The sequence below is a fragment of the Actinomyces sp. 2119 genome (genome assembly GCF_003591215.1).
Classification (GTDB): Bacteria; Actinomycetota; Actinomycetes; order Actinomycetales; family Actinomycetaceae; genus Actinomyces; species Actinomyces lilanjuaniae.
On the sequence record NZ_QYRR01000003.1, the window covers coordinates 99,198 to 117,831 of the forward strand.

The window sequence follows — 18,634 nt, forward strand, 5'->3', positions numbered from 1 at the left end:
ACGCACGACAGGCACGGCCACGGACACCCTACACGGGAGCGCCCAGGTGATCTGTCACCAGGTCCAGCCGCTGTCACCACCTGCTCCACCGGCAGCTACTCCACCGACAGCAGGACCTCCACCACACGGGCAAGGTAGCGGTCCACGCTGGCCTCGTCATAGGCCTTGGAGCCGCGCGCCGCCCGAAAGACCGCGCCCCTGACCTCGGTGGAGGCCAGGGCGTTGTCCGAGTCGAAGTAGCCTGCGATCCGGTCCATGAGCGCGTCCACGTCCTCCTTGATGTAGCCCTGACCGCTAGCGGGCAGGAAGCGCTCCCCCTCGGGCCTGAGCAGCCTGGGGTAGAGAGTGGTGGCCAGTTGGGTGACCTGGTCCATCCAGGCACGGCGGCCGTGCTGGGCCACGAAGTCGGCGCGGCGTCGCTGCAGGAAGGCCGCCTCCAGACGGTCCAGGGCGGCGTCGACTGCAGCGGGCTGGTACCCCCCGGGAACGATGTCGAAGGCAACCGTGCGCACACCCTCGGAGTCCATCTCGTCAAGCTCGCCGGCGTCGTAGATCTCGCGCGCGGTCTCAAAGTAGCGGTCCACCTGCTCAGGGCGGTAGCCCGGTCGCAGGGGCATGGACTTGGGAAACATGTTGCTCATTGCGTCCTTGCCCTCTCCTGGTTGAGTACCTCCGTAGCGAGCTGGCCGCAGGCACCGTCGATGTCACTGCCCCGAGTGTCTCGCACCGTGGTGGTAATTCCAGCACACCGCAGCGTGTCGACAAAGGACTGCTGGGCCTGGGGCGTAGAGCAGGTCCAGATCGACCCTGGGGTCGGGTTAAGGGGGATGGGGTTGACGTGGGCCCAGCCCCGGCCTCTGCGGCTGAGCTCCTCGGCCAGGCGCTGCGCCCGCCAGGCGTGGTCGTTCATGTCCTTGATGAGCGCGTACTCGATGGACACGCGGCGTCCGGAGGCCCGGAAATAGTCGTAGGCGGCGTCCAGGAGGTCAGCGACCTTCCACCGGGAGTTGACCGGGACCAGTTCGTCACGCAGGGCGTCGTCAGGCGCGTGGAGAGAGACCGCCAGCGTGACCGGGATCCCTTCTCCAGCCAGGCGACGGATAAGGGGAACCACCCCCACCGTGGAGACCGTGATGCTCCGCGCCGACATTCCAAAGCCCTCCGGCGCGGGGTCGACAAGGCGGTGCAGGGCTGCCACCACGTTCCTGTAGTTGATCATCGGCTCGCCCATCCCCATGAAGACCACGTTGGACAGGCGTGCGGGCCCGCCCGTGAGGTCGCCTCTGGCCGAGGCCAGCGCGGCGTGACGAACCTGCTCGACGATCTCTGCAGCGGACAGGTTCCGGGTCAGCCCCATCTGGCCGGTGGCGCAGAAAGGGCACGCCATCCCGCAGCCGGCCTGGGAGGACACGCACAAAGTGGTGCGGTCCTCGTAGCGCATGAGCACGGACTCCACGCGCACGCCGTCGTGGAGCTCCCACAGGTACTTGACGGTACGACCGGCGTCAGCACGCAGGGCACGGACCTCGCGGACGAGAGGCGGCAGCAGCTCGGCGCACAGCTGGTCCCGCTGGGATGCCGGCAGGTCGGTCATACGCGCCGGGTCGCGTGTGAGGTGGCTGAAGTAGTGGCGTGAGACCTGGTCGGCCCTGAAGCCTGGCAGGCCCGCGTCCCGGCAGGCGGCCTTACGACCCGCCAAGTCCAGGTCCGCCAGGTGCCGAGGCGCCTTACCACGAGGCGTCGGCACCGCCAGGGACAGCCGGGGGCGGGCGTCAGGACTGGTGGCGCCCTCGGGGGGCTGGTCGGTCGGCAGGACCTGGGCCTCGCCAGGAGCCGGGCCAGCAGGACCGGTACGGCTGACAGGAGCTGGCCCCCGGTCAGCGGGACCGCGCCCGGCCGGGGCACCAGGACGGTGACTGGTGGGACTCACTGTCCTCACGCTCCTTTCCGGGCGGCCTCAGGGCCGCCTACCACACCACGAGGGTGAAGACGTAGACCACGGGCGCGGCCACGAGAACCGAGTCCAGGCGGTCCATCATCCCCCCGTGGCCGGGCAGGAGGGTGCCCATGTCCTTCAGACCCAGGTCACGCTTGAGCAGCGACTCCCCCAGGTCTCCCAGGGTCGAGACCACCACGACACACGCCCCCAGGACCGCGCCCGCCCATACAGGGCCGTCCAGGAGGTGCAGGATCCCCGCACCCGCTGCGACCGAGGCCGCCAGGGAGCCGATGAACCCCTCCCAGGACTTCCCGGGAGACACCGAGGGGGCCATGGGGTGGCGGCCGAGCAGGACGCCGACCAGCCAGCCGCCGGTGTCGCTGGCGGCTGGCAGGGCGATCATCATCATCACCCGCTGCGCCCCCTCCTCCTGCGCCGCCACCAGCACCGCGAAGGAGGCCAGGAAGGGCAGGTAGGTGGCGGCGAACACCGATGCCGCCGCAGAGCGGGACCGGGAGCGGCGCACCATGTCGTGGAGGTCGCTGCGAGGCACGGCGTTGCCGGACTCCTCCAGCGGCGTACCGGTGTCGGCCTCCGCCTGATCCATGAAGCACCACAGGACACAAGCCCCTGAGGTAGCCACGTAGGCGCCAAAGGCTGCCTCGGCGCCCACCTGCCACGCGCACACGGCAGTGCCCAGGGTCCCCAGCCACAGAGGGGCCAGCGGCAGGCGGATCCGCTTACGGGCTAGCGCGCCTGCCATCTCCCACAGCGCTGAGCACACGGCCACCACAGCCAGGAGGACAAACAGCTCCCTGTAGAACAGCAACGACCCCGCGACTAGAACAACAAGGACAACCGCCACGCCCACAGCGGCAGGAAGGTTGCGTCCGGCACGCCCCGTCGCGGGAAGAGGGGCACGGTCACGTGTGGGGGGCGGGGTTAGCAGGGTGCTCACGACACCCACGGCTCACGTCTTGAGGTCATCAGTAGTCCTCCAGTCACGAAAAGTCACCTCCCGTCCAGGCGTGGCTCTCCTGGCCACGACGGCGAGCTCAACGTCGCACTGCCGACGAGCCAGGGGCACGCTCGCCCAAGAGCTCACACGTCCAAGAGCTCGCTCTCCTTGGCAGCCAAGGCCGCATCAACCTGCTCCACGTAGCGCCGGGTCAGGGCGTCTAGCTCCTGCTCGGCCCGCTTGACCTCGTCCTCTCCGGCCTCGCCGTCCTTCTTGATCGCCTCCAGCTCCTTCTTGGACCGGCCCCGGATACCGCGCACCTGGACACGAGACTCCTCTGCCCGTGAGCGGGCCAACTTGACATAGTCCCTACGGCGCTCCTCCGTGAGCGCCGGCAGTGTAACCCGAATCACGGTACCGTCGTCGGTGGGGTTGACGCCCAGGTCGGACTCGCGCACTGCGGTGACAATGTTCTTCGTCGCTGAACGGTCAAAGGGAGTGATGAGCACGGTACGCGCCTCTGGGATCGTCAGGGAGGCCAACTGCTGGAGAGGAGTGGGAGCCCCGTAGTAGTCGACCATGATGCCGTGGAACATGGAGGGGTTGGCCCGGCCGGTACGGATGGAGGCCAGACCGCTCCTGGCAGCCTCAAGAGCCTTGTCCATCCTGTCCTCGGCATCAAGCATGACGTCGTCAATCATGGTGCTTCCCTCCGGTGGTGGTAGCGTAACTTGGTGGGGGTTCTTACGGCGGCAGGGCAGGTCGGTACCCGGTCAGCCTGGACTGACAAGGGTACCGATCTTCTCACCCAGGACTGCCCGGGAGATGTTGCCAGGCTCTCCCATCCCGAAGACCCTCATCGTGAGCCTGTTGTCCCGGCACAAGGAGAAGGCGGCGGCATCCACCACCTGGAGACCGTCGGCCAGCGCCCGCTCGTAGGTCAGGTGCTCCAGCAGGACGGCAGAGGCGTCCTTGCGGGGGTCGGCGGTGTAGACACCGTCCACCCCGTTCTTGCCCACGAGCAGCTCGTCGCAGTGAGTCTCCAGGGCGCGCTGGGCAGAGACGGTGTCGGTGGAGAAGTAGGGAAGCCCGGCCCCGGCCCCAAAGACCACCACGCGCCCCTTCTCCATGTGCCGGATAGCCCGCAGAGGCACGTAGCTCTCAGCGACCTGGCCCATGGCTATCGCAGTCTGGACCCGTGCGGGGACCCCGGCCTTCTCGATAAAGTCCTGCAGCGCCAGGGCATTCATCACGGTGCCGAGCATTCCCATGTAGTCGGCGCGGGCACGGTCCATGCCGTGGGCGGACAGCTCGGCGCCGCGGAAGAAGTTGCCTCCCCCGACGACGACGGAGACCTGCACCCCCTGGCCCACCGCTGCGGCGATCTGCTGAGCAGCAGCGGACACGACATCAGGGTCCAGCCCGACCTCCCCACCCCCGAATACCTCGCCGGAGAGCTTGAGCAGGACCCGCCTCGGGTGCCTGGTGTGGGCGACGCGGTCGTCACGGGCCGGGGACTCACTCATGCCGGTGCCTCCTGAGCTGTTGTTCCGTTGTGTCAGACGTCCGCCACAGACTACCCTCTCCGGAGACGTGCGCCACCACCCGCACGCCGCTGCGCGGCTGGCAGCCGGGGACCGTGACAAGCCAAGACACGCTGCGGCAGGCAGCAGGGCGGGCACAACTCCTCGCAGGAGGAGCCGTGGGGTGGCAGCGGGTCCCGGCGGGACCCGCTGCCACCCCACGGCCACACGGCTCAGGCTCCGACCCGGAAGCGGACGAAGCCGGTCAGCTTCCCGCCAGAGGCCTCGACAATCTTGCCTACGGTGGCCTTGGGGTCCTTGGCGTAGGCCTGCTCCAGTAGGACGTGCTCCTTGAAGAAGCCTCCCAGACGCCCCTCGACGATCCTGGGGATCGCCTTGTCAGGCTTGCCCTCAGCCCGGGTGGTCTCCTCGGCGATAGCCCGCTCCTTGTCCACCACCTCGGCCGGGACGTCCTCGCGGGTAAGGTAGTCCGGGGCGTAGGCGGCCACGTGCATGGCAACGTCGTGAGCCACCTCGGCGGCCTTGGCATCGGTCCCGACCAGGACACCGACCTGGGCGGGAAGGTCAGGGCTGGTGCGGTGCAGGTAGAGCTCCACCGCGGGGGCGCTGAGGCGGGCGAGGCGGCGCACCACGATCTTCTCGCCAATCACCGCCTGCATGCCGTCGGTCAGGTCCTTGACGGAGGTGCCGTCCACCTCGACCTCGGCCAGGGCCTCAGCGTCCTGGGCACCGGAGTCCACAGCCGCAGCCAGGACCTGGTCAGCGAAGTCGAGGAACTTCTGGTTCTTGGCCACGAAGTCCGTCTCCGCGTTGATCTCGACCAGCACACCGACCTGCCCCTGGCCGTCGTCAGCCACCGTGGCCACCACCAGCCCGGCGGAGGCCGCCCGCCCCTCGCGCTTGGCGATCCCCTTGAGTCCCTTGACCCGGATGATCTCAACAGCCTTCTCAGCGTCACCGTCAGCCTCGTCGAGGGCCTTCTTGACGTCCATCATCCCCGCCCCGGTCCTCTCACGCAGAGCCTTGATGTCAGCAGTGGTGTAGTTCGCCATAGATATCTCCTGAAGTGTCTCGTGTCTCAGTCACGCCAGCACCGCGCTGCGCAGCCTGCGAGCATGACTGCGCGACACGGCTGGCAGCCGCAGGCTCAGGCCTGCTCGGGAACCTCTGCCTGCACCGGCGCCTGGGCCGCGTCCCCGGCGTCCTGGGCCACCTGCTCCTGGGCAGCCCCAGCGCCCCCGGCAGGCTCGGCAGCCGCCCCGCTCGAGGCGGCCTCCGCGCCGGCAAGCAGCTCGGCCTCCCACTCCGGCAGCGGCTCGGCGTCCACGGGATCAGGCTGCGCCTGTGCCCCGCTGCGTCCGCGACCCGCGGACCGAGCCAGCAGCCCCTCCGCAGCGGCGTCAGCCACGACACGCGTCAGGAGGGAGACGGCGCGGATAGCGTCGTCGTTGCCCGGGATGCCGTAGGTAGCCTCATCCGGATCACAGTTGGTGTCAAGGATGGCGATGACGGGAATCCCCAGCTTCTGGGCCTCGGAGATGGCCAGATGCTCCTTCTTGGTGTCAACGACCCACACGGCTGCAGGCAGCCTGCTCATGTCGCGGATACCACCCAGCGTGCGCTGGAGCTTGTCCTTCTCCCGGCGCATCATGAGCAGCTCCTTCTTGGTGCGGCCGGACCCGGCCACGTCGTCGAAGTCGACCTGCTCGAGCTCACGCATACGGTCCAGGCGGGTGCGCACGGTGGAGAAGTTGGTCAGCATGCCGCCCAGCCATCGCTGGCTGACATAGGGCATGCCCACGCGCTGGGCCTGCTCGGCAACGGCGGCCTGGGCCTGCTTCTTGGTGCCGACGAACAGGATGTTGCCGCCACGGGCGACGGTCTCCTTGATGAAGTCGTAGGCGGTGTTGATGCCCTCGATGGACTGCTGGAGGTCGATGATGTAGATACCGTTGCGCTCGGTGAGGATGAAGCGCTTCATCTTGGGGTTCCAGCGGCGGGTCTGGTGCCCGAAGTGAACACCGCTCTCAAGGAGCTGACGCATTGTGACGACGGCCATGAAGGTCCTTCCGTGTGTGGGCCGAGAGGTTGCTCGACGCACGTGTCGTTCAGGGGACCCTGATGCTGAGGCCAGCGGGGTCCCGGCTTGTACCTTGGGTTCACCCCCGTCAGCCGCCTCGCAGGGGTCTCCCCCCGGAAGGCAGCCACAGGGCCTGGTGCCCGCGACGCGCAGCCACCCGCTCCTCACGGTGCGGGACCACGGCTGCGTCGTCCGGAAGGGACGTCCCGAGTACCTCAGGGTACCTCGGGTGCGGGCACGCGAAGTCAGCTCCTCCGAGCCGCCGGAACGATCCGCAGGATGCTGCGGAGCAGAGGCTACCACAGGGCAGGCTCCACCCAGCAGCCGAGCAGGGATGAGCCGTCGTCGTCCCGGTCACCACAGGGAGGGTCAAGCAGGCTGCTGCCACAGGCCGGTGATACCGACATGGCCCGAAGGCGACGCCACCTCCCACCCTGCATCCATGAGACTCCTTCCCCCTGGAACTCCACCCGGTACCGCTGCCCCTGCCAACCAGGCTCCCGGCACTGCCAGCCCTGCTACCGGCACCGCAAGGACCGACACAAGGACCGCTACAAGGACCGCTACAAGGACCGCTACAAGGACCGCTACAGGGACAAGGGTGCTTCCTTGGCCGCTGCGGGCAGGCATCGCGGTCCTCCTGGCCGCCACCGCCCCTCTCCTGCTCGCCGCCGCACCGGGAGCAGGGGACTCCCCACGCGCCTGGGCCGTGCCGCCAGCCGCTGTCCCCTCTGAGGAGGTGCCGCCGCAGCCGGGGACCCGCTACGGGTGGCCCACCGGGGAGGCGGCAGCCGTCCTGCAGCCCTTCGACCCTCCGGCACTCGTGTGGGGGGCCGGGCACCGCGGGGTCGACCTTGGGGCTCCCGCCGGGTCCCCCGTCCTGGCCGCCGCCGACGGCACCGTGGCCTTCTCCGGGGTGGTCGTCGACCGGCCGGTGGTCTCCGTAGACCACCTTGACGGAATACGCACCACCTACGAGCCGGTGGAACCGGTGGTCAGCGCAGGCCAGGCTGTCACCCGGGGACAGATGCTGGGCACCCTCGTGGCAGGCCACCGCACCGACGGGAGGGACGCCCTGCACTGGGGTGCACGTACCGGTCCTACGAGCTATGTCAACCCGTTGCGGCTGGTGCAGCCCGCCGTCATCCGGCTCAAGCCGGTAGGCGCAGACTGAGCCGACCACTGCTCCAGCGGGCCTGGCAGCCCCGGCGGGCAGCCGGGTCAGGCCCGGGGGAAGGCCTGCTCGTAGACAGCGCGCAGGCGTTCGGCGGAGACGTGCGTGTAGCGCTGGGTGGTCGCCAGGGAGGAGTGCCCCAGGATCTCCTGGACGCTGCGCAGGTCCGCGCCGCCGGACAGGACGTGGGTGGCTGCGGAGTGCCGCAGGCCGTGGGGGCCGAGGTCGGGGACCTGGGCTGCCGCGCACAGGCGGTGGACCACCTGCCGCACGACCCGAGGGTCGATACGACGCCCGCGTGCCCCCAGGAAGAGCGCCTGGCCAGCATCCGTGCCCGCTAGCTGCGGGCGGGTGCCCAGCCACCGGTCCAGGGCGCGCGCGGCGGGGACGCCGTAGGGGACGACCCGCTCCTTGTCTCCCTTTCCCAGCACTCTCAGCGTGCGGGCGCTGCGGTCAAGGTCAGCAGCGTCCAGACCGCAGAGCTCTGAGACCCGCACCCCGGTGGCGTAGAGGGTCTCGACCAGCGCCAGGTCCCGCACGGCCAGAGGGTCCTCCTGACAGGCAAGCTCGGCTGCGGTCGCAAGCAAGCGACCGGCCTGCTGCGTGGTCAGGACACCGGGGAGGCGGTTGTCGGGCCGTGGGGAGCGCAGCCGGGCGGCCGCGTCAGCGGGGATCAGGCCCAGCCCGTGCGCCCACGACGAGAAGGCTCTGGCCGCCGCCGCCCGCCGGGCCAGCGTCGCCCGCGAGCGACCCGAGGCGGCCTGCTCCGCCAGCCAGGCGCGCAGGTCAGTCAGGCCCAGGCTGGCCAGCACCGGCCCGACCGGCTCCTCATCCCCGGGTCCTACGCCGAGGAAGCCGAGGAGGTCGCGCAGGTCGGCGGCGTAGGCTCGCACGGTGTGCTCGGAGAGGCCTCGCTGGAGGCTCAGGTGGCGCAGCCACCCCGCAACCAGGCTGCCACGTGTGAATGAGCCTGGGGAGCGCCCCGGGTCACCTGGAGCCTCGCGACGCTCCCCCGTGCTCCCCGACGGTGTACCGCGCCCCTGGGGAGCAGCACTGGGCAGAGAGCCGGGCGCAGGTCTGGATGCAGGGACGGACACGGGCCCAGGCTAGGACCACGGAGCCCATAGACTCCCAGGGCGCGCCAACCAGGAGCCCCGCGACACGCCGCCTCCTGGCACTCACGGTTCACTGCCCTTGGCACCAGCCGAGCCCCCTGGGCACGGCTGGCACGCAGCGGACCGCGGCAGACACCGTCAGGCACGCGCCGACCGGCGTCGTCGCCACCGGCTACCGACCCGCTCCACTCGTCCGGCCAGCTCCAGGATCCCCAGCGCCGCCGTGGTCTCACGGGGTGAGAGCCCGCAGGCACGCACAACCGCCTCGGTGGAGGCCGAGGAGCGGGCAGGCAGCGAGTCGAGGACCACAGCGCTGGCATGGTCGAGGCCGTCCAGCAGCCGACTGCTGCCCAGGGAGTGCTCAGCCTCCTTGAGCCCGTCGGCGTCCACCGTCCCCAGCGGGCACACCAGCTCCAGGACGTCATCGGTGTCGGTCACGCACACGGCACCATTGCGCAGGAGCCGGTGGCACCCGACCGAGGTCATAGAGGTGACCGGCCCGGGAACGGCACCGACAGGCCGTCCCAGCTCCTGGGCGCGGTGGGCCGTAGACAGCGCCCCGGAGCGCCAGGCTGCCTCGATAACCACCGTGGCCTGGGACGTCGCGGCGATCAGCCGGTTACGGGTGAGGAAGCGGTGCCGTGCCGGCGCGCACCCCGGGGGGACCTCAGCCACGAGTGCCCCGCGGTCGATAACCGCCCGCAGCAGGTTGGCCTGACCCTGCGGGTAGAACCGATCCACTCCCCCGGCACTGACGGACAGGGTGGTGCCGCAGCGCAGCGCGCCCCGGTGGGAGGCGGCATCGATCCCGAAGGCCCCGCCGGAGACAACGACGACGCCTCGACGAGCCAGCCCGGCAGCCAGGTCGGAGGCGACCTGCTCCCCGTAGGGTGTCGCGGCGCGAGCCCCGACCACTGCGACAGCACCCGGGCCTTCCGGACAGTCTGCTTCCGGAGGGGTGCCACCGACCATGACAGCAGGGTCCCCGCGTACCCACAGGCAGAACGGTGGCTGTTCCAAGTCGTCCAGCCCCCCTGGCCACCACCGCTGCCCCGGAAGGACCAGGTGCCCGCCCAGGCGCTCCAGGACGTCCAGCTCACGTCGTATGTCCAGGCCCTGGAGCCTGGGCGCCCACCGCGTCGCCGCCTGCGCCCACCTGACCCCCGCCTCCCCCGGATCACCGGGAGCGGGCAGGGGCGGGGGCGCGGCCGTGCGCACCTGCCCATCCCTGGTCAGCGCCTCCTCAAGCAGCCATCCCAACGCCCGACTGGGCCCCAAGGCTCCCACCAGGCGGGCGGCAGCGGGATCGGCAGGCTCAGCCAGGCGGGACCAGGTAGCCCGGGCCAGCCTGGTATCGCTCACGTCGTAGGGAAGCAGCCGGGGCGGCCGGGAGGTCCGGGAGGTCACGGTCGCGCTCCCCGGGTACGCAGGGCCAGCGCGGTCCCCAGGTGCTTCGGGGAGGGCGTGTCAGCCCGGTCGAGGTCGGCCAGGGTCCACGCCAGGCGCAGGACCCGGTCCACCCCGCGCAGGGAGAGGTCCCCACGGTCCATCACCCGCATGAGTCCTCGTGACACCTCCGGGCTCAGACCACCCTCGGGACCACGCAGGTAGGACCCCGGCACCTCCGCGCTGACCTGCCACGGGGTGCCTGCCAGGCGGCGGGCCGCACGCTGACGCGCCCGGAGCACACGTCGGGCCACGAGGACGCTGGACTCCCCTGTCCTGGCGGCGGCTATCTCTGCCGCGCTGTGGGCAGCGACCTCCACCTGGATGTCCACCCGGTCCAGCAGGGGGCCGGACAGGCGGGAGAGGTAGCGGCGGCGCTGGAGGGAGGTGCAGGTGCACTCCAGCCCCCTGCCGCCTCCCCTGCCGCAGGGGCAGGGGTTGGCCGCCAGGACCAGCTGGAAGCTCGCGGGGAAGGAGGCCCGGCCACCGACACGGTCGATGGTGACGGTTCCCGACTCCAGGGGCTGACGCAGGCTGTCCAGCACGCCGGGGCTGAACTCGGGGGCCTCGTCCAGGAAGAGGACGCCCCGGTGCGCTAGTGAGATCTCGCCGGGGCGGGGCATGCCTGTGCCCCCACCGACCATCGCCGCCCGTGTCGCCGAGTGGTGCGGGGCGCGCAGAGGCGGGTCACTCATGAGACCTGACTCCGGGCTGAACACACCAGCCACGGAGTGGATCGAGGTGACGGTGACCGCGTCCTCCTGTCGCAGTGGCGGCAGGATCGTGGGGAGGCGCTCGGCCAGCATCGTTTTGCCAGTGCCCGGTGGGCCGGTCAGCAGCAGGTGGTGCCCGCCCGCCGCAGCGACCTCAAGGGCGTGGCGCGCCTCCTCCTGCCCGATGATGTCAGCCAGGTCCGGCTGCCGGGCAGGCGAGGGGGTCGCAGGTGCCCCAGACCGGCGGAAGGCGTGCTCGACCGAGCTGCTCACCAGGTGGGCTGCCCCCGCTGGCAGCACTCCTCCGTAGCGCTGGATCATCTCACCGAGATGGTCCACGGCCACGACCCGGGCTCCCGGGACCAGCCTGGCCTCGGCAGCGGCCGCCTGAGCCACGACAACCTCCTGCGCACCGGACTCCACGGCGGCATGCACGGCGGGAAGCACCCCACGCACCGGGTGCACCGTCCCGTCCAGGCCGAGCTCGCCGATATAGACCGTGCGGCTCAGCATCTCCGAGGCGTCGCTGGTGAGCCGCCCACGGGCTCCCAGGACCGCCAGGGCCAGGGCCAGGTCCAGGCTGCTGCCCGACTTGGGCAGGTCCGCCGGGGAGAGACTGAGCGTCAGCCGCTGCTCCCCCCAGGCCAGGCCGCAGGTGCTCAGAGCCGCCCTGACACGCTCCCGGGACTCCCTGACCGCGGTGTCGGGCAGCCCGACCAGGGTGAAGCCCGGCAGTCCCTGGGTCGCGTGGGCCTCAACCTCTACCAGGTGCCCGCTGAGCCCGGTCAGGGTCACTGCCAGCGTCCTGGCCAGACCTGTCACAGTACCACCCCCCGGTGGTGACGTAGGACCGCAGGCTGTCGGGAACGTAGCAGGACAGATACCACGTCAATGCGTGTCCCGCCGTGGACAACACGATGAGTGGCAGCCCACAGCGCTGCCAGGCTGCGTATCCTGGCGATCTTCCTGGCCCCCACGGCCTCGGCCGGACAGCCGCGGCTCAGGGAGGTCCGGGTCTTGACCTCGATGACGACCAGGACCGGCCGCTGTCGGGCGGTGTCGCTGCCTCCCTGGGCGGCCTGCTCCCGTCCCGCTCCCGTCCCCGGATCGAGCGCGATGACGTCGAGCTCACCGCGCCTGCTGGTCGTCGGCCGCCAGTTGCGCTCCAGCACCTGCCACCCGGCGTCCTCCAGGTAGCGGGCGACCAGGTCCTCACCACGGCGGCCCACCTCGGCACTGTGGCCGGCACTGCGACCAATGCTGGGCTGCGAAACCGGTACCGTGCCCTGCTCTCCTTGTCCCCCCGACCTCTCCTGCAGACGACGGACAGTAGTGTGTGCCTCCACGACGGCATCCTCCCTCCCTGAGTGCCCTGAGCATGGCCCACGGCGGAGGCAGCAGGTGCAGGGGAGCCCGGCGCCTTGTGGACTGCGGTCCCGCACAGGCACCTGTGGTGACCAGGCAGGCTCAGGCAGCGGGGGCGGAGCCTGTCACCAGGCTGTCCCAGCAGCCTCAGGAGGGGATGTCCATCTCCAGCTTAGTCAGTTCCTCGACGTTGACATCTTTGAAAGTGACGACGTGGACGGACTTGACAAAGCGGGAGGCACGGTAGATGTCCCACACCCAGGCGTCCTCCAGGGCCAGCTCGAAGAAGACCTCACCGCCGTTGCCACGGACCTGGACGTCAACAGCGTTGGCCAGGTAGAAGCGGCGCTCGGTCTCCACCACGTAGGAGAACAGGGAGACGACGTCGCGGTACTCCCGGTACAGGGCCAGCTCCAGCTCGTTCTCATATGCCTCAAGGTCGTCGGCGCTCACCAGGCCATCATGCACGACCGGCGGGCACAGCGGGCGTGGTCAGCCGGGCGAGTCGGTCCAAGGGTGCCCGCCCCGGGTCAGGTCCGGGGACCGCTCAGCCCTGGCAGGCGCCAGCTGCGGCGGTGGTGCTCGCTGGCCCCCAGCCTGCCCAGTGCCTCCACGTGGGCTGCCGAGGCGTAGCCCTTGTTCGAGGCCCAGCCGTATCCGGGGTCCTCCAGCTGTGTCATCACCGAGTCGCGTTCCACCTTGGCCAGGACGCTGGCTGCCGCGACGACGGCGCAGGTGGCGTCAGCCCTGGCCCGCAGGTGCACGCGCGGAGCCTGCCAGCCCGGCCCGCGAGCCTGGTCGAGGTCGGTGTGAAGGTCCGTGTGGAAGGCGCTGTGGAGGTCAGTAGTCTCCCTGCGGGCAGCGGGCCTGAGCCCGCTGAGGAGGTCGGGGGGCTCGGTAGTGGCCCCGAGAGAGGCCTGGAGGCTCTGGGGATCCTGAGGACGCAGCCAGTCCGAGACCCCGTCGAGGATGAGCGCCTCCGGGGTGTGCCCGCGGGCGGAGACCTCCGCCAGCGCCCGCTGGCCCGCCAGGTGCAGGGCACCGGTGATCCCGTAGGCGTCGATCTCAGCGGAGGTGGCGTGAGCCACGGCCCAGTCCTCCAACCACTGGCGCAAGGGCATGACCAGCGCCCGGCGCCTGGGCGCACTCAGCTGCTTGGAGTCGGCCAGCCCCCGCGGGAAGGCATCAGGAGTCTCCCGGGAGACGATAGCCACACCGACGCTGACGGGACCGGCCAGCGCGCCCCGGCCGACCTCGTCGACGCCACCCACCAGGGCCGCGTCCACCAGCAGGTCACGCTCCAGGCAACGGTCAGGCCGCAGCCTGTCCCTGGCAGCAGGTGTCACTGGCCGTCCCCGGAGGCAGCCGTCGGCTGGGGAGACCGGGAGTGCCCAGGAACGTCAGCAAAGACGGTGCGCCCCTCGTCAAGGACCTCCCAGCGGTCCAGCGGCCAGATGACGTACCTGGCCACACCGACGATACTCGACTGCGGCACGAAGCCTGCGTGCTCCTTGTCCTGGTGGTAGCGGGAGTCCGCCGAGTTGGAGCGGTTGTCCCCCATGACCCAGACGTACCCCTCCGGCACGGTCACGTCGAAGGCGGTCAGTGAGGCCAGCTCGCCGTCCCTGAGGTAGGTCTCCTCCACGACGGTCCCGTTAACGGACAGTACCCCTTGCCCGTCGGAGACGACGTGGTCCCCGCCCACGCCGATGACACGCTTGATGAGGTGGTGACCCGTGTCCTGGGGTAGCAGACGCAGGGCGACAAGCGCCTCCTGGAGGACCCTGCGCAGGCCCGTGGGCTCAGTGACGTCGAGCCACCCGCCCGGATCGGTAAAGACAATGACGTCACCACGCTCGACCTGTCCCGAGTCATACATGGTCACCGCCACCTGGTCCCCGACACTGAGGGTGTCCTCCATGGACGCCGAGGGGATCGTGTACGTCTGGAGGACAAAGGTCTTGAACAGGGCCGTCACCAGGAGGACGGTGACGATGAGCCCCAGGCAGGCCACCGCGCGTGAGGAGCGCCGCCGCACCGGGACGATGACAGGAGCGGGACTGCGACGCGGAGGGATAGAGGGCGGCAGGGGCGGCTCGTCCCCCGGTTGCTGGACACCTCCCTCGCTGGCCTGCTGGTCCCGGCTCTCATGATCGGCGTCCTGCGACAGGCTCACGTCTCCCTCCCCGCTGACCTCATGGTCCTGGTGGTAGGTGCCCCAGGAGACGTCCCGGGGCACCTACCAAGGCACCAGGAAGGTCACGACTCGCGACGCTCCTTGATCTTGGCCGCCTTGCCGCGCAGGTTGCGCAGGTAGTAGAGCTTGGCACGACGGACGCGACCACGGGTGACGACCTCGATCTTGTCGATCGAGGGAGTGTGGAGGGGGAAGGTGCGCTCCACCCCCACACCGAAGGAGATCTTGCGGATGGTGAAAGTCTCGGAGACTCCCCCTCCCTGCCGGGCGATGACGACGCCCTGGAAGACCTGGACACGTGTCCGCGTGCCCTCAACCACCTTGACGTGCACCTTCAGGGTGTCACCCGGACGGAAGTCGGGAATGTCCCGGCGCAGGGACGCGGCGTCGATCTCGTCGATCAGGTTCATTGCTTCCTCCACACCCATGCCGCTGGTCACGAGTGATTACCTCAGCGGTGCGACCCCCCACGAGGCCGACCGGTCTGCGACGCCCCGAGCCGCCTGAGCGCAGGCCTCCCCAGCGGCAGAGGCGCTACGGCGCACGAGAGCGTGCCTAAGTGTGCCACACGCTAGAGACCGCCAGGCGGGAAGACCGTAGGGACGTGCCAGAGTTCACGCCCGAGTAGCACAGCTCGTCGTACCACAGGCCGTTCCTTGCGACCGCCGCCCCAGGCCCGGCCAGCACAGGGTGGCCCTGCGCCTGGCCCCCGGGCAGGGGCGAGGCCTGGGGAGCCGGGACGGAGCGGAACACCTCCCTGCCCCCACCCAGGCCTGTCCAGTGAGTGACCGGCCACTCCACCGCCTTGGCGACACCCACGACGTTGCTCAGGGGGACGAATCCCCCATGGGTGTCATCACGGTGGAGGCGGGAGTCAGCCGAGTTGGAGCGGTTGTCCCCCATGACCCAGACGTACCCCTGCGGCACGGTCACGTCGAAAGCGATCTCTGAGGCGGAGCGCCCGGGCTTGATGTAGGGCTCGTCGACCTCGACGCCGTTGACGCTCAGGCTCCCCTGACCGTCCGCGACGACCCGGTCCCCAGGCATGCCGATCACCCGCTTGATGAGGTGGTGCCCCGCGTCCTGGGGAAGGATACGGATCGCCACCAGCACGTCCTGGACGACGCCCTGCAGCCCAGAGGGCTCGGTGACCTCCAGCCAGCCGTCGGGGTCGGTGAAGACCACGATGTCACCGCGCTCAATGTCCTGGGAGTCATACATGGTGACAACCACCCGGTCCCCCTCGGAGAGGGTGTTCTCCATAGAGCCGGAGGGGATGATGAAGGACTGGAGCACGAAGGTCCGGAACAGCGCCACCAGAAGCACCGCGACACCGACATAGAGCAGCGTCGAGCCCCACCGCAGCGCCAGGGCGAGGCCGCTGACGGAGCGCGTGGGTTCGTCGGCGCCTGCGCCTGCACGCCCTCTGCGAGCACCTGACACACCGTCGCGGCGTCGGCTGGTGGCCTCCACGCGCCTCACAGCGTCCGTCACGGCACCGTCCACGCTACCGTCCACGTCATCATCCACGCCGTCCTCCACCGCGTCTTCTCCTATCTCCTCCGTGGTCTCAGTGACATTCTTCATCGTGTCCCTCGTCGCCTGCGCTACAGCGCCCGGCGTCGTGCCCGCATCCTGCTCCTGCCTGCCCCCGGAGATGCTGGGGTACTCTCGGCCGCGACTGGCCGACATGGCCTCGCTCATGACCGTGCTCCCGTCCCTGCCGACGCCACGCCCGGCCCTGTCCCGGGCTGAGGCCCCGAGCCCGTCCTGGCTGGTGCCTCACGGACCATGACGACGTCGCGGCACAGGCGTCCCCCGACGTCGTAGGTCCGGGTGCCGACCCGGGCGAAACCGACATGCCTGTAGGCCCTCTGCGCCCGTCTGTTGGAGGTGCTGGTCCCCAGCCACACCAGGTCCACGCCCCGCTGGGTGGCACAGTACAGCACCTGGTCCAGCAGCGCCCGGGCCAGGCCAGACCCCCGCATGGAGGAGTCGACATAGATCTTGGACAGCTCGGCCACCCTGCGGCCCTCACCTGCCGTGACGCACTTCGGCCGGGGATCCAGCCCTGCGGGCACGTTCCCGTCCCGGTCAGCCTGCTCCTCGACGACCAGGGCGTAGCCGACGACACGGTGGCACTCCTGCGGCTGGTCCTCCAGCTCGGCCAGGACCAGCTCGGCACGGGGGTCCTCCACCCAGGAGGCAAAGTGGCTGCGTGTCAGATTCGTGGCGATATGCTCCGCAACCTGGTCCGAGGTGATCTCCCGAGGGCAGGCGTCCGGGAAGGTCCGTGCCGCCAGGTCAGCCACGGCCCCGACGTCCTCGTGGCAGACGTGCCGTACCCGCGCCCGCACCGGGTGGTCAGCCCCCTGCGGCACCACCCACCCGTGGGCGGCCAGGGCCGCACGGTCGGCGCCGTCGAGGGCGGAGGCCCCTAGCACCGCGACCAGGTCCGGGCGCCGCTGCGCCGTGCGGGCAATCGACTGGTCCCTGCGGAGACGACGCACACGGGCGTGGTCCCCCGAGACGAGTACCGGGTCAACCTCCAGGCCCCGCCAGGAGAGGGGACGGGTGTAGGCGGGGTGCTCCAGGAGCCCGTCAGCCCCGTGGGACTCCTCCACCACCGAGTCCGGGTTGCCCAGGACACCGGGAACGAGCCGGGCCACAGCCTCGATAACCACCAGTGCCGCAACCTCTCCGCCGCTCAGGACGTAGTCCCCGATGCTCAGCTCACGGACCTCGACGCCACGCGCCCGGTAGTGCTGCGCCACCCGGGCGTCAATGCCCTCGTAGCGCCCGCAGGCGAAGGTGATGGTGGCCGCCGAGGCCAGGTCCTCGGCGGTGCGCTGGGTGAAGAGCTCCCCCGACGGGGTGGGGACCACCAGCACCCGACGTCCCGGGGCCGGGTCGGCACCGTCCGTGGACGAGCCCGTACCGTCCAGGCCCATGACCTCGTCGAGCGCCTTGCCCCAGACGTCAGGGCGCATGACCATACCCGCTCCGCCACCAGCCGGGGTACCGTCCACCGTGCGGTGCCGGTCGTGGGCCCAGCGGCGCAGGTCGTGCACGTGCACCTCCAGGGTGCCTGTGGCGACGGCCCTGCCGACCAGCGAGAGGTCCAGCGCCCGCAGGTAGTCGGGAAATATTGTCACCACGTCGAACCTCATCACTGCGCCTCCGTCCCGCCCTCCTCGGGGAACAGACCTCCTGGCGGGTCCAGGACGACCACGGCGGAGGCGGTATCCACCACCGGGACAAGAGCCTCGACGAACGGAACGGAGACCTGGGAGCCCTCCGGGGTGCGCACCACCAGGCGGTCCTGGGCGACACCGCGCTCCAGGTCGACAACCTCGCCAAGGTGGGTCCCGTCGACACGGCGCGCCCTCAGCCCTACCAGCTGGTGACGGTACCAGCCCTCCTCGCTGTGCCCGGAACCACCCTGCCCGCGGTCCGGCTCCTGATCGGTGTCCACCAGCAGGCGGACGCCGCGCAGCGCCTGTGCCGACGTGCGGTCGGGGGCCTGCTCGAAGGCCGCCAGCCACCTCCTGCCGTCACGGCGCAGCCGGGTGACCGTCAGCGGCCCCACCTGCACGGGATCCGTGGGCAGCACAGTCCCCGGGGCCAGGCGCCCCTGGGGGTCGTCAGTGCGGATGTCAAGGCGGACCTCGCCCCTGAGGGCGTGAGCGGCCCCGATGACGGCGACGGTAAGCAGCACCTGGTCTCCTGCCTGGTCGTGGTAACGGTCGGTGCTAAACCTACCGTGGTCTACGGACGCAGTGGTGCCCGGCCCTGGTGGGGCCGGGCACCACAGTAACAACGGTGGAACGAGGAGGCGCCTCGTGCGCCGCGTCGCACAGGTCTGCTCAGCGCCGATCGGTGTCGACCACGTCAACGCGTACCGGGGCATCGGCCAGCGCTCCCACGACCGTGCGTAGCGCCCGGGCAGTACGGCCGGAACGGCCGATGACCCGGCCGAGGTCCTCAGGGTTGACCCGCACCTCCAGCAGGTCCCCGCGGCGCAGGGACCTGGAGGTGACGGTCACGTCGTCAGGGTTGTCGACGATGCCGCGCACGAGGTGCTCAAGCGCCTCGGCTAGCAT

At 70.2% G+C, this 18,634-nt stretch carries 20 protein-coding genes; 1 reads left to right on the forward strand and 19 read right to left on the reverse strand.

The window, feature by feature from the left end; translation table 11 throughout:
• Positions 1–95: 95 nt before the first annotated feature.
• The 7 genes from D4740_RS04220 to rpsB all read right to left on the reverse strand — a co-directional run bounded on the left by D4740_RS04220 (position 96) and on the right by rpsB (position 6,500).
• Positions 96–641, reverse strand: a complete 546-nt coding sequence (locus tag D4740_RS04220; RefSeq protein ID WP_119835706.1) for a DivIVA domain-containing protein — start codon at positions 639–641, stop codon at positions 96–98.
• The gene (gene rlmN, locus D4740_RS04225) at positions 638–1,930 is read right to left on the reverse strand and encodes a 23S rRNA (adenine(2503)-C(2))-methyltransferase RlmN (RefSeq protein ID WP_243106950.1); all 1,293 of its coding nucleotides are present in this window, start codon (positions 1,928–1,930) and stop codon (positions 638–640) included. Before rlmN ends, D4740_RS04220 begins: the two co-directional genes overlap by 4 nt.
• Positions 1,931–1,967: 37 nt before the next feature.
• Positions 1,968–2,897 carry a phosphatidate cytidylyltransferase gene (locus tag D4740_RS04230; protein ID WP_119835919.1) on the reverse strand — a complete coding sequence of 310 codons (930 nt, stop codon included), beginning with the start codon at positions 2,895–2,897 and terminating at the stop codon, positions 1,968–1,970.
• A 143-nt stretch (positions 2,898–3,040) separates the two neighbouring features.
• Positions 3,041–3,598, reverse strand: coding sequence for a ribosome recycling factor (gene frr / locus D4740_RS04235; RefSeq protein WP_119835707.1), 558 nt, complete (start codon positions 3,596–3,598; stop codon positions 3,041–3,043).
• Positions 3,599–3,670: 72 nt separating this feature from the next.
• Positions 3,671–4,423 (reverse strand): UMP kinase, encoded by a 753-nt coding sequence (gene pyrH, locus D4740_RS04240; protein WP_119835708.1) that lies wholly within the window; start codon positions 4,421–4,423, stop codon positions 3,671–3,673.
• 230 nt (positions 4,424–4,653) lie between these two features.
• Positions 4,654–5,493 (reverse strand): translation elongation factor Ts, encoded by an 840-nt coding sequence (tsf, locus tag D4740_RS04245; RefSeq protein ID WP_119835709.1) that lies wholly within the window; start codon positions 5,491–5,493, stop codon positions 4,654–4,656.
• Between the two features lie 95 nt (positions 5,494–5,588).
• Complete coding sequence (rpsB, locus tag D4740_RS04250; protein WP_119835710.1) at positions 5,589–6,500, reverse strand: 30S ribosomal protein S2; 912 nt, start codon at positions 6,498–6,500, stop codon at positions 5,589–5,591.
• 622 nt (positions 6,501–7,122) lie between these two features.
• On the opposite strand from rpsB, the gene D4740_RS04255 reads away from it, so the two are divergent.
• Positions 7,123–7,695 carry a M23 family metallopeptidase gene (locus D4740_RS04255; RefSeq protein ID WP_259390658.1) on the forward strand — a complete coding sequence of 191 codons (573 nt, stop codon included), beginning with the start codon at positions 7,123–7,125 and terminating at the stop codon, positions 7,693–7,695.
• 47 nt (positions 7,696–7,742) lie between these two features.
• On the opposite strand, the gene D4740_RS04260 is transcribed toward D4740_RS04255, so the two are convergent.
• From D4740_RS04260 to D4740_RS04315, 12 genes are all read right to left on the reverse strand, one after another.
• Positions 7,743–8,645, reverse strand: a complete 903-nt coding sequence (locus tag D4740_RS04260) for a tyrosine recombinase XerC (RefSeq protein ID WP_119835920.1) — start codon at positions 8,643–8,645, stop codon at positions 7,743–7,745.
• 303 nt (positions 8,646–8,948) lie between these two features.
• Positions 8,949–10,217: a DNA-processing protein DprA gene (dprA, locus tag D4740_RS04265; protein ID WP_119835712.1), complete on the reverse strand. Its 1,269-nt coding sequence runs from the start codon at positions 10,215–10,217 to the stop codon at positions 8,949–8,951.
• Positions 10,214–11,791, reverse strand: coding sequence for a YifB family Mg chelatase-like AAA ATPase (locus D4740_RS04270; RefSeq protein WP_119835713.1), 1,578 nt, complete (start codon positions 11,789–11,791; stop codon positions 10,214–10,216). The genes dprA and D4740_RS04270 overlap by 4 nt, the downstream gene beginning before the upstream one ends.
• Positions 11,788–12,198: a YraN family protein gene (locus tag D4740_RS04275; RefSeq protein WP_259390659.1), complete on the reverse strand. Its 411-nt coding sequence runs from the start codon at positions 12,196–12,198 to the stop codon at positions 11,788–11,790. Before D4740_RS04275 ends, D4740_RS04270 begins: the two co-directional genes overlap by 4 nt.
• 283 nt (positions 12,199–12,481) lie before the next feature.
• Positions 12,482–12,787 carry a DUF2469 domain-containing protein gene (locus tag D4740_RS04280; RefSeq protein WP_119835714.1) on the reverse strand — a complete coding sequence of 102 codons (306 nt, stop codon included), beginning with the start codon at positions 12,785–12,787 and terminating at the stop codon, positions 12,482–12,484.
• 77 nt (positions 12,788–12,864) lie between these two features.
• A complete protein-coding gene (locus tag D4740_RS04285) occupies positions 12,865–13,680 on the reverse strand; it encodes a ribonuclease HII (RefSeq protein WP_119835715.1) in 816 nt (271 codons plus the stop codon).
• Entirely contained in the window at positions 13,677–14,510 is an 834-nt protein-coding gene (gene lepB / locus D4740_RS04290; protein ID WP_119835922.1) for a signal peptidase I, read from the reverse strand. The genes D4740_RS04285 and lepB (D4740_RS04290) overlap by 4 nt, the downstream gene beginning before the upstream one ends.
• Before the next feature lie 83 nt (positions 14,511–14,593).
• Positions 14,594–14,941, reverse strand: a complete 348-nt coding sequence (rplS, locus tag D4740_RS04295) for a 50S ribosomal protein L19 (RefSeq protein ID WP_119835716.1) — start codon at positions 14,939–14,941, stop codon at positions 14,594–14,596.
• 145 nt (positions 14,942–15,086) lie between these two features.
• A complete protein-coding gene (gene lepB, locus D4740_RS04300; protein ID WP_243106948.1) occupies positions 15,087–16,235 on the reverse strand; it encodes a signal peptidase I in 1,149 nt (382 codons plus the stop codon).
• Complete coding sequence (gene trmD, locus D4740_RS04305; protein ID WP_119835717.1) at positions 16,232–17,701, reverse strand: tRNA (guanosine(37)-N1)-methyltransferase TrmD; 1,470 nt, start codon at positions 17,699–17,701, stop codon at positions 16,232–16,234. Before trmD ends, lepB (D4740_RS04300) begins: the two co-directional genes overlap by 4 nt.
• Complete coding sequence (gene rimM / locus D4740_RS04310; RefSeq protein WP_119835718.1) at positions 17,701–18,249, reverse strand: ribosome maturation factor RimM; 549 nt, start codon at positions 18,247–18,249, stop codon at positions 17,701–17,703. The genes trmD and rimM overlap by 1 nt, the downstream gene beginning before the upstream one ends.
• A 148-nt stretch (positions 18,250–18,397) precedes the next feature.
• On the reverse strand, positions 18,398–18,634 hold the full coding sequence (locus D4740_RS04315; RefSeq protein WP_119835719.1) for an RNA-binding protein: 237 nt from the start codon (positions 18,632–18,634) through the stop codon (positions 18,398–18,400).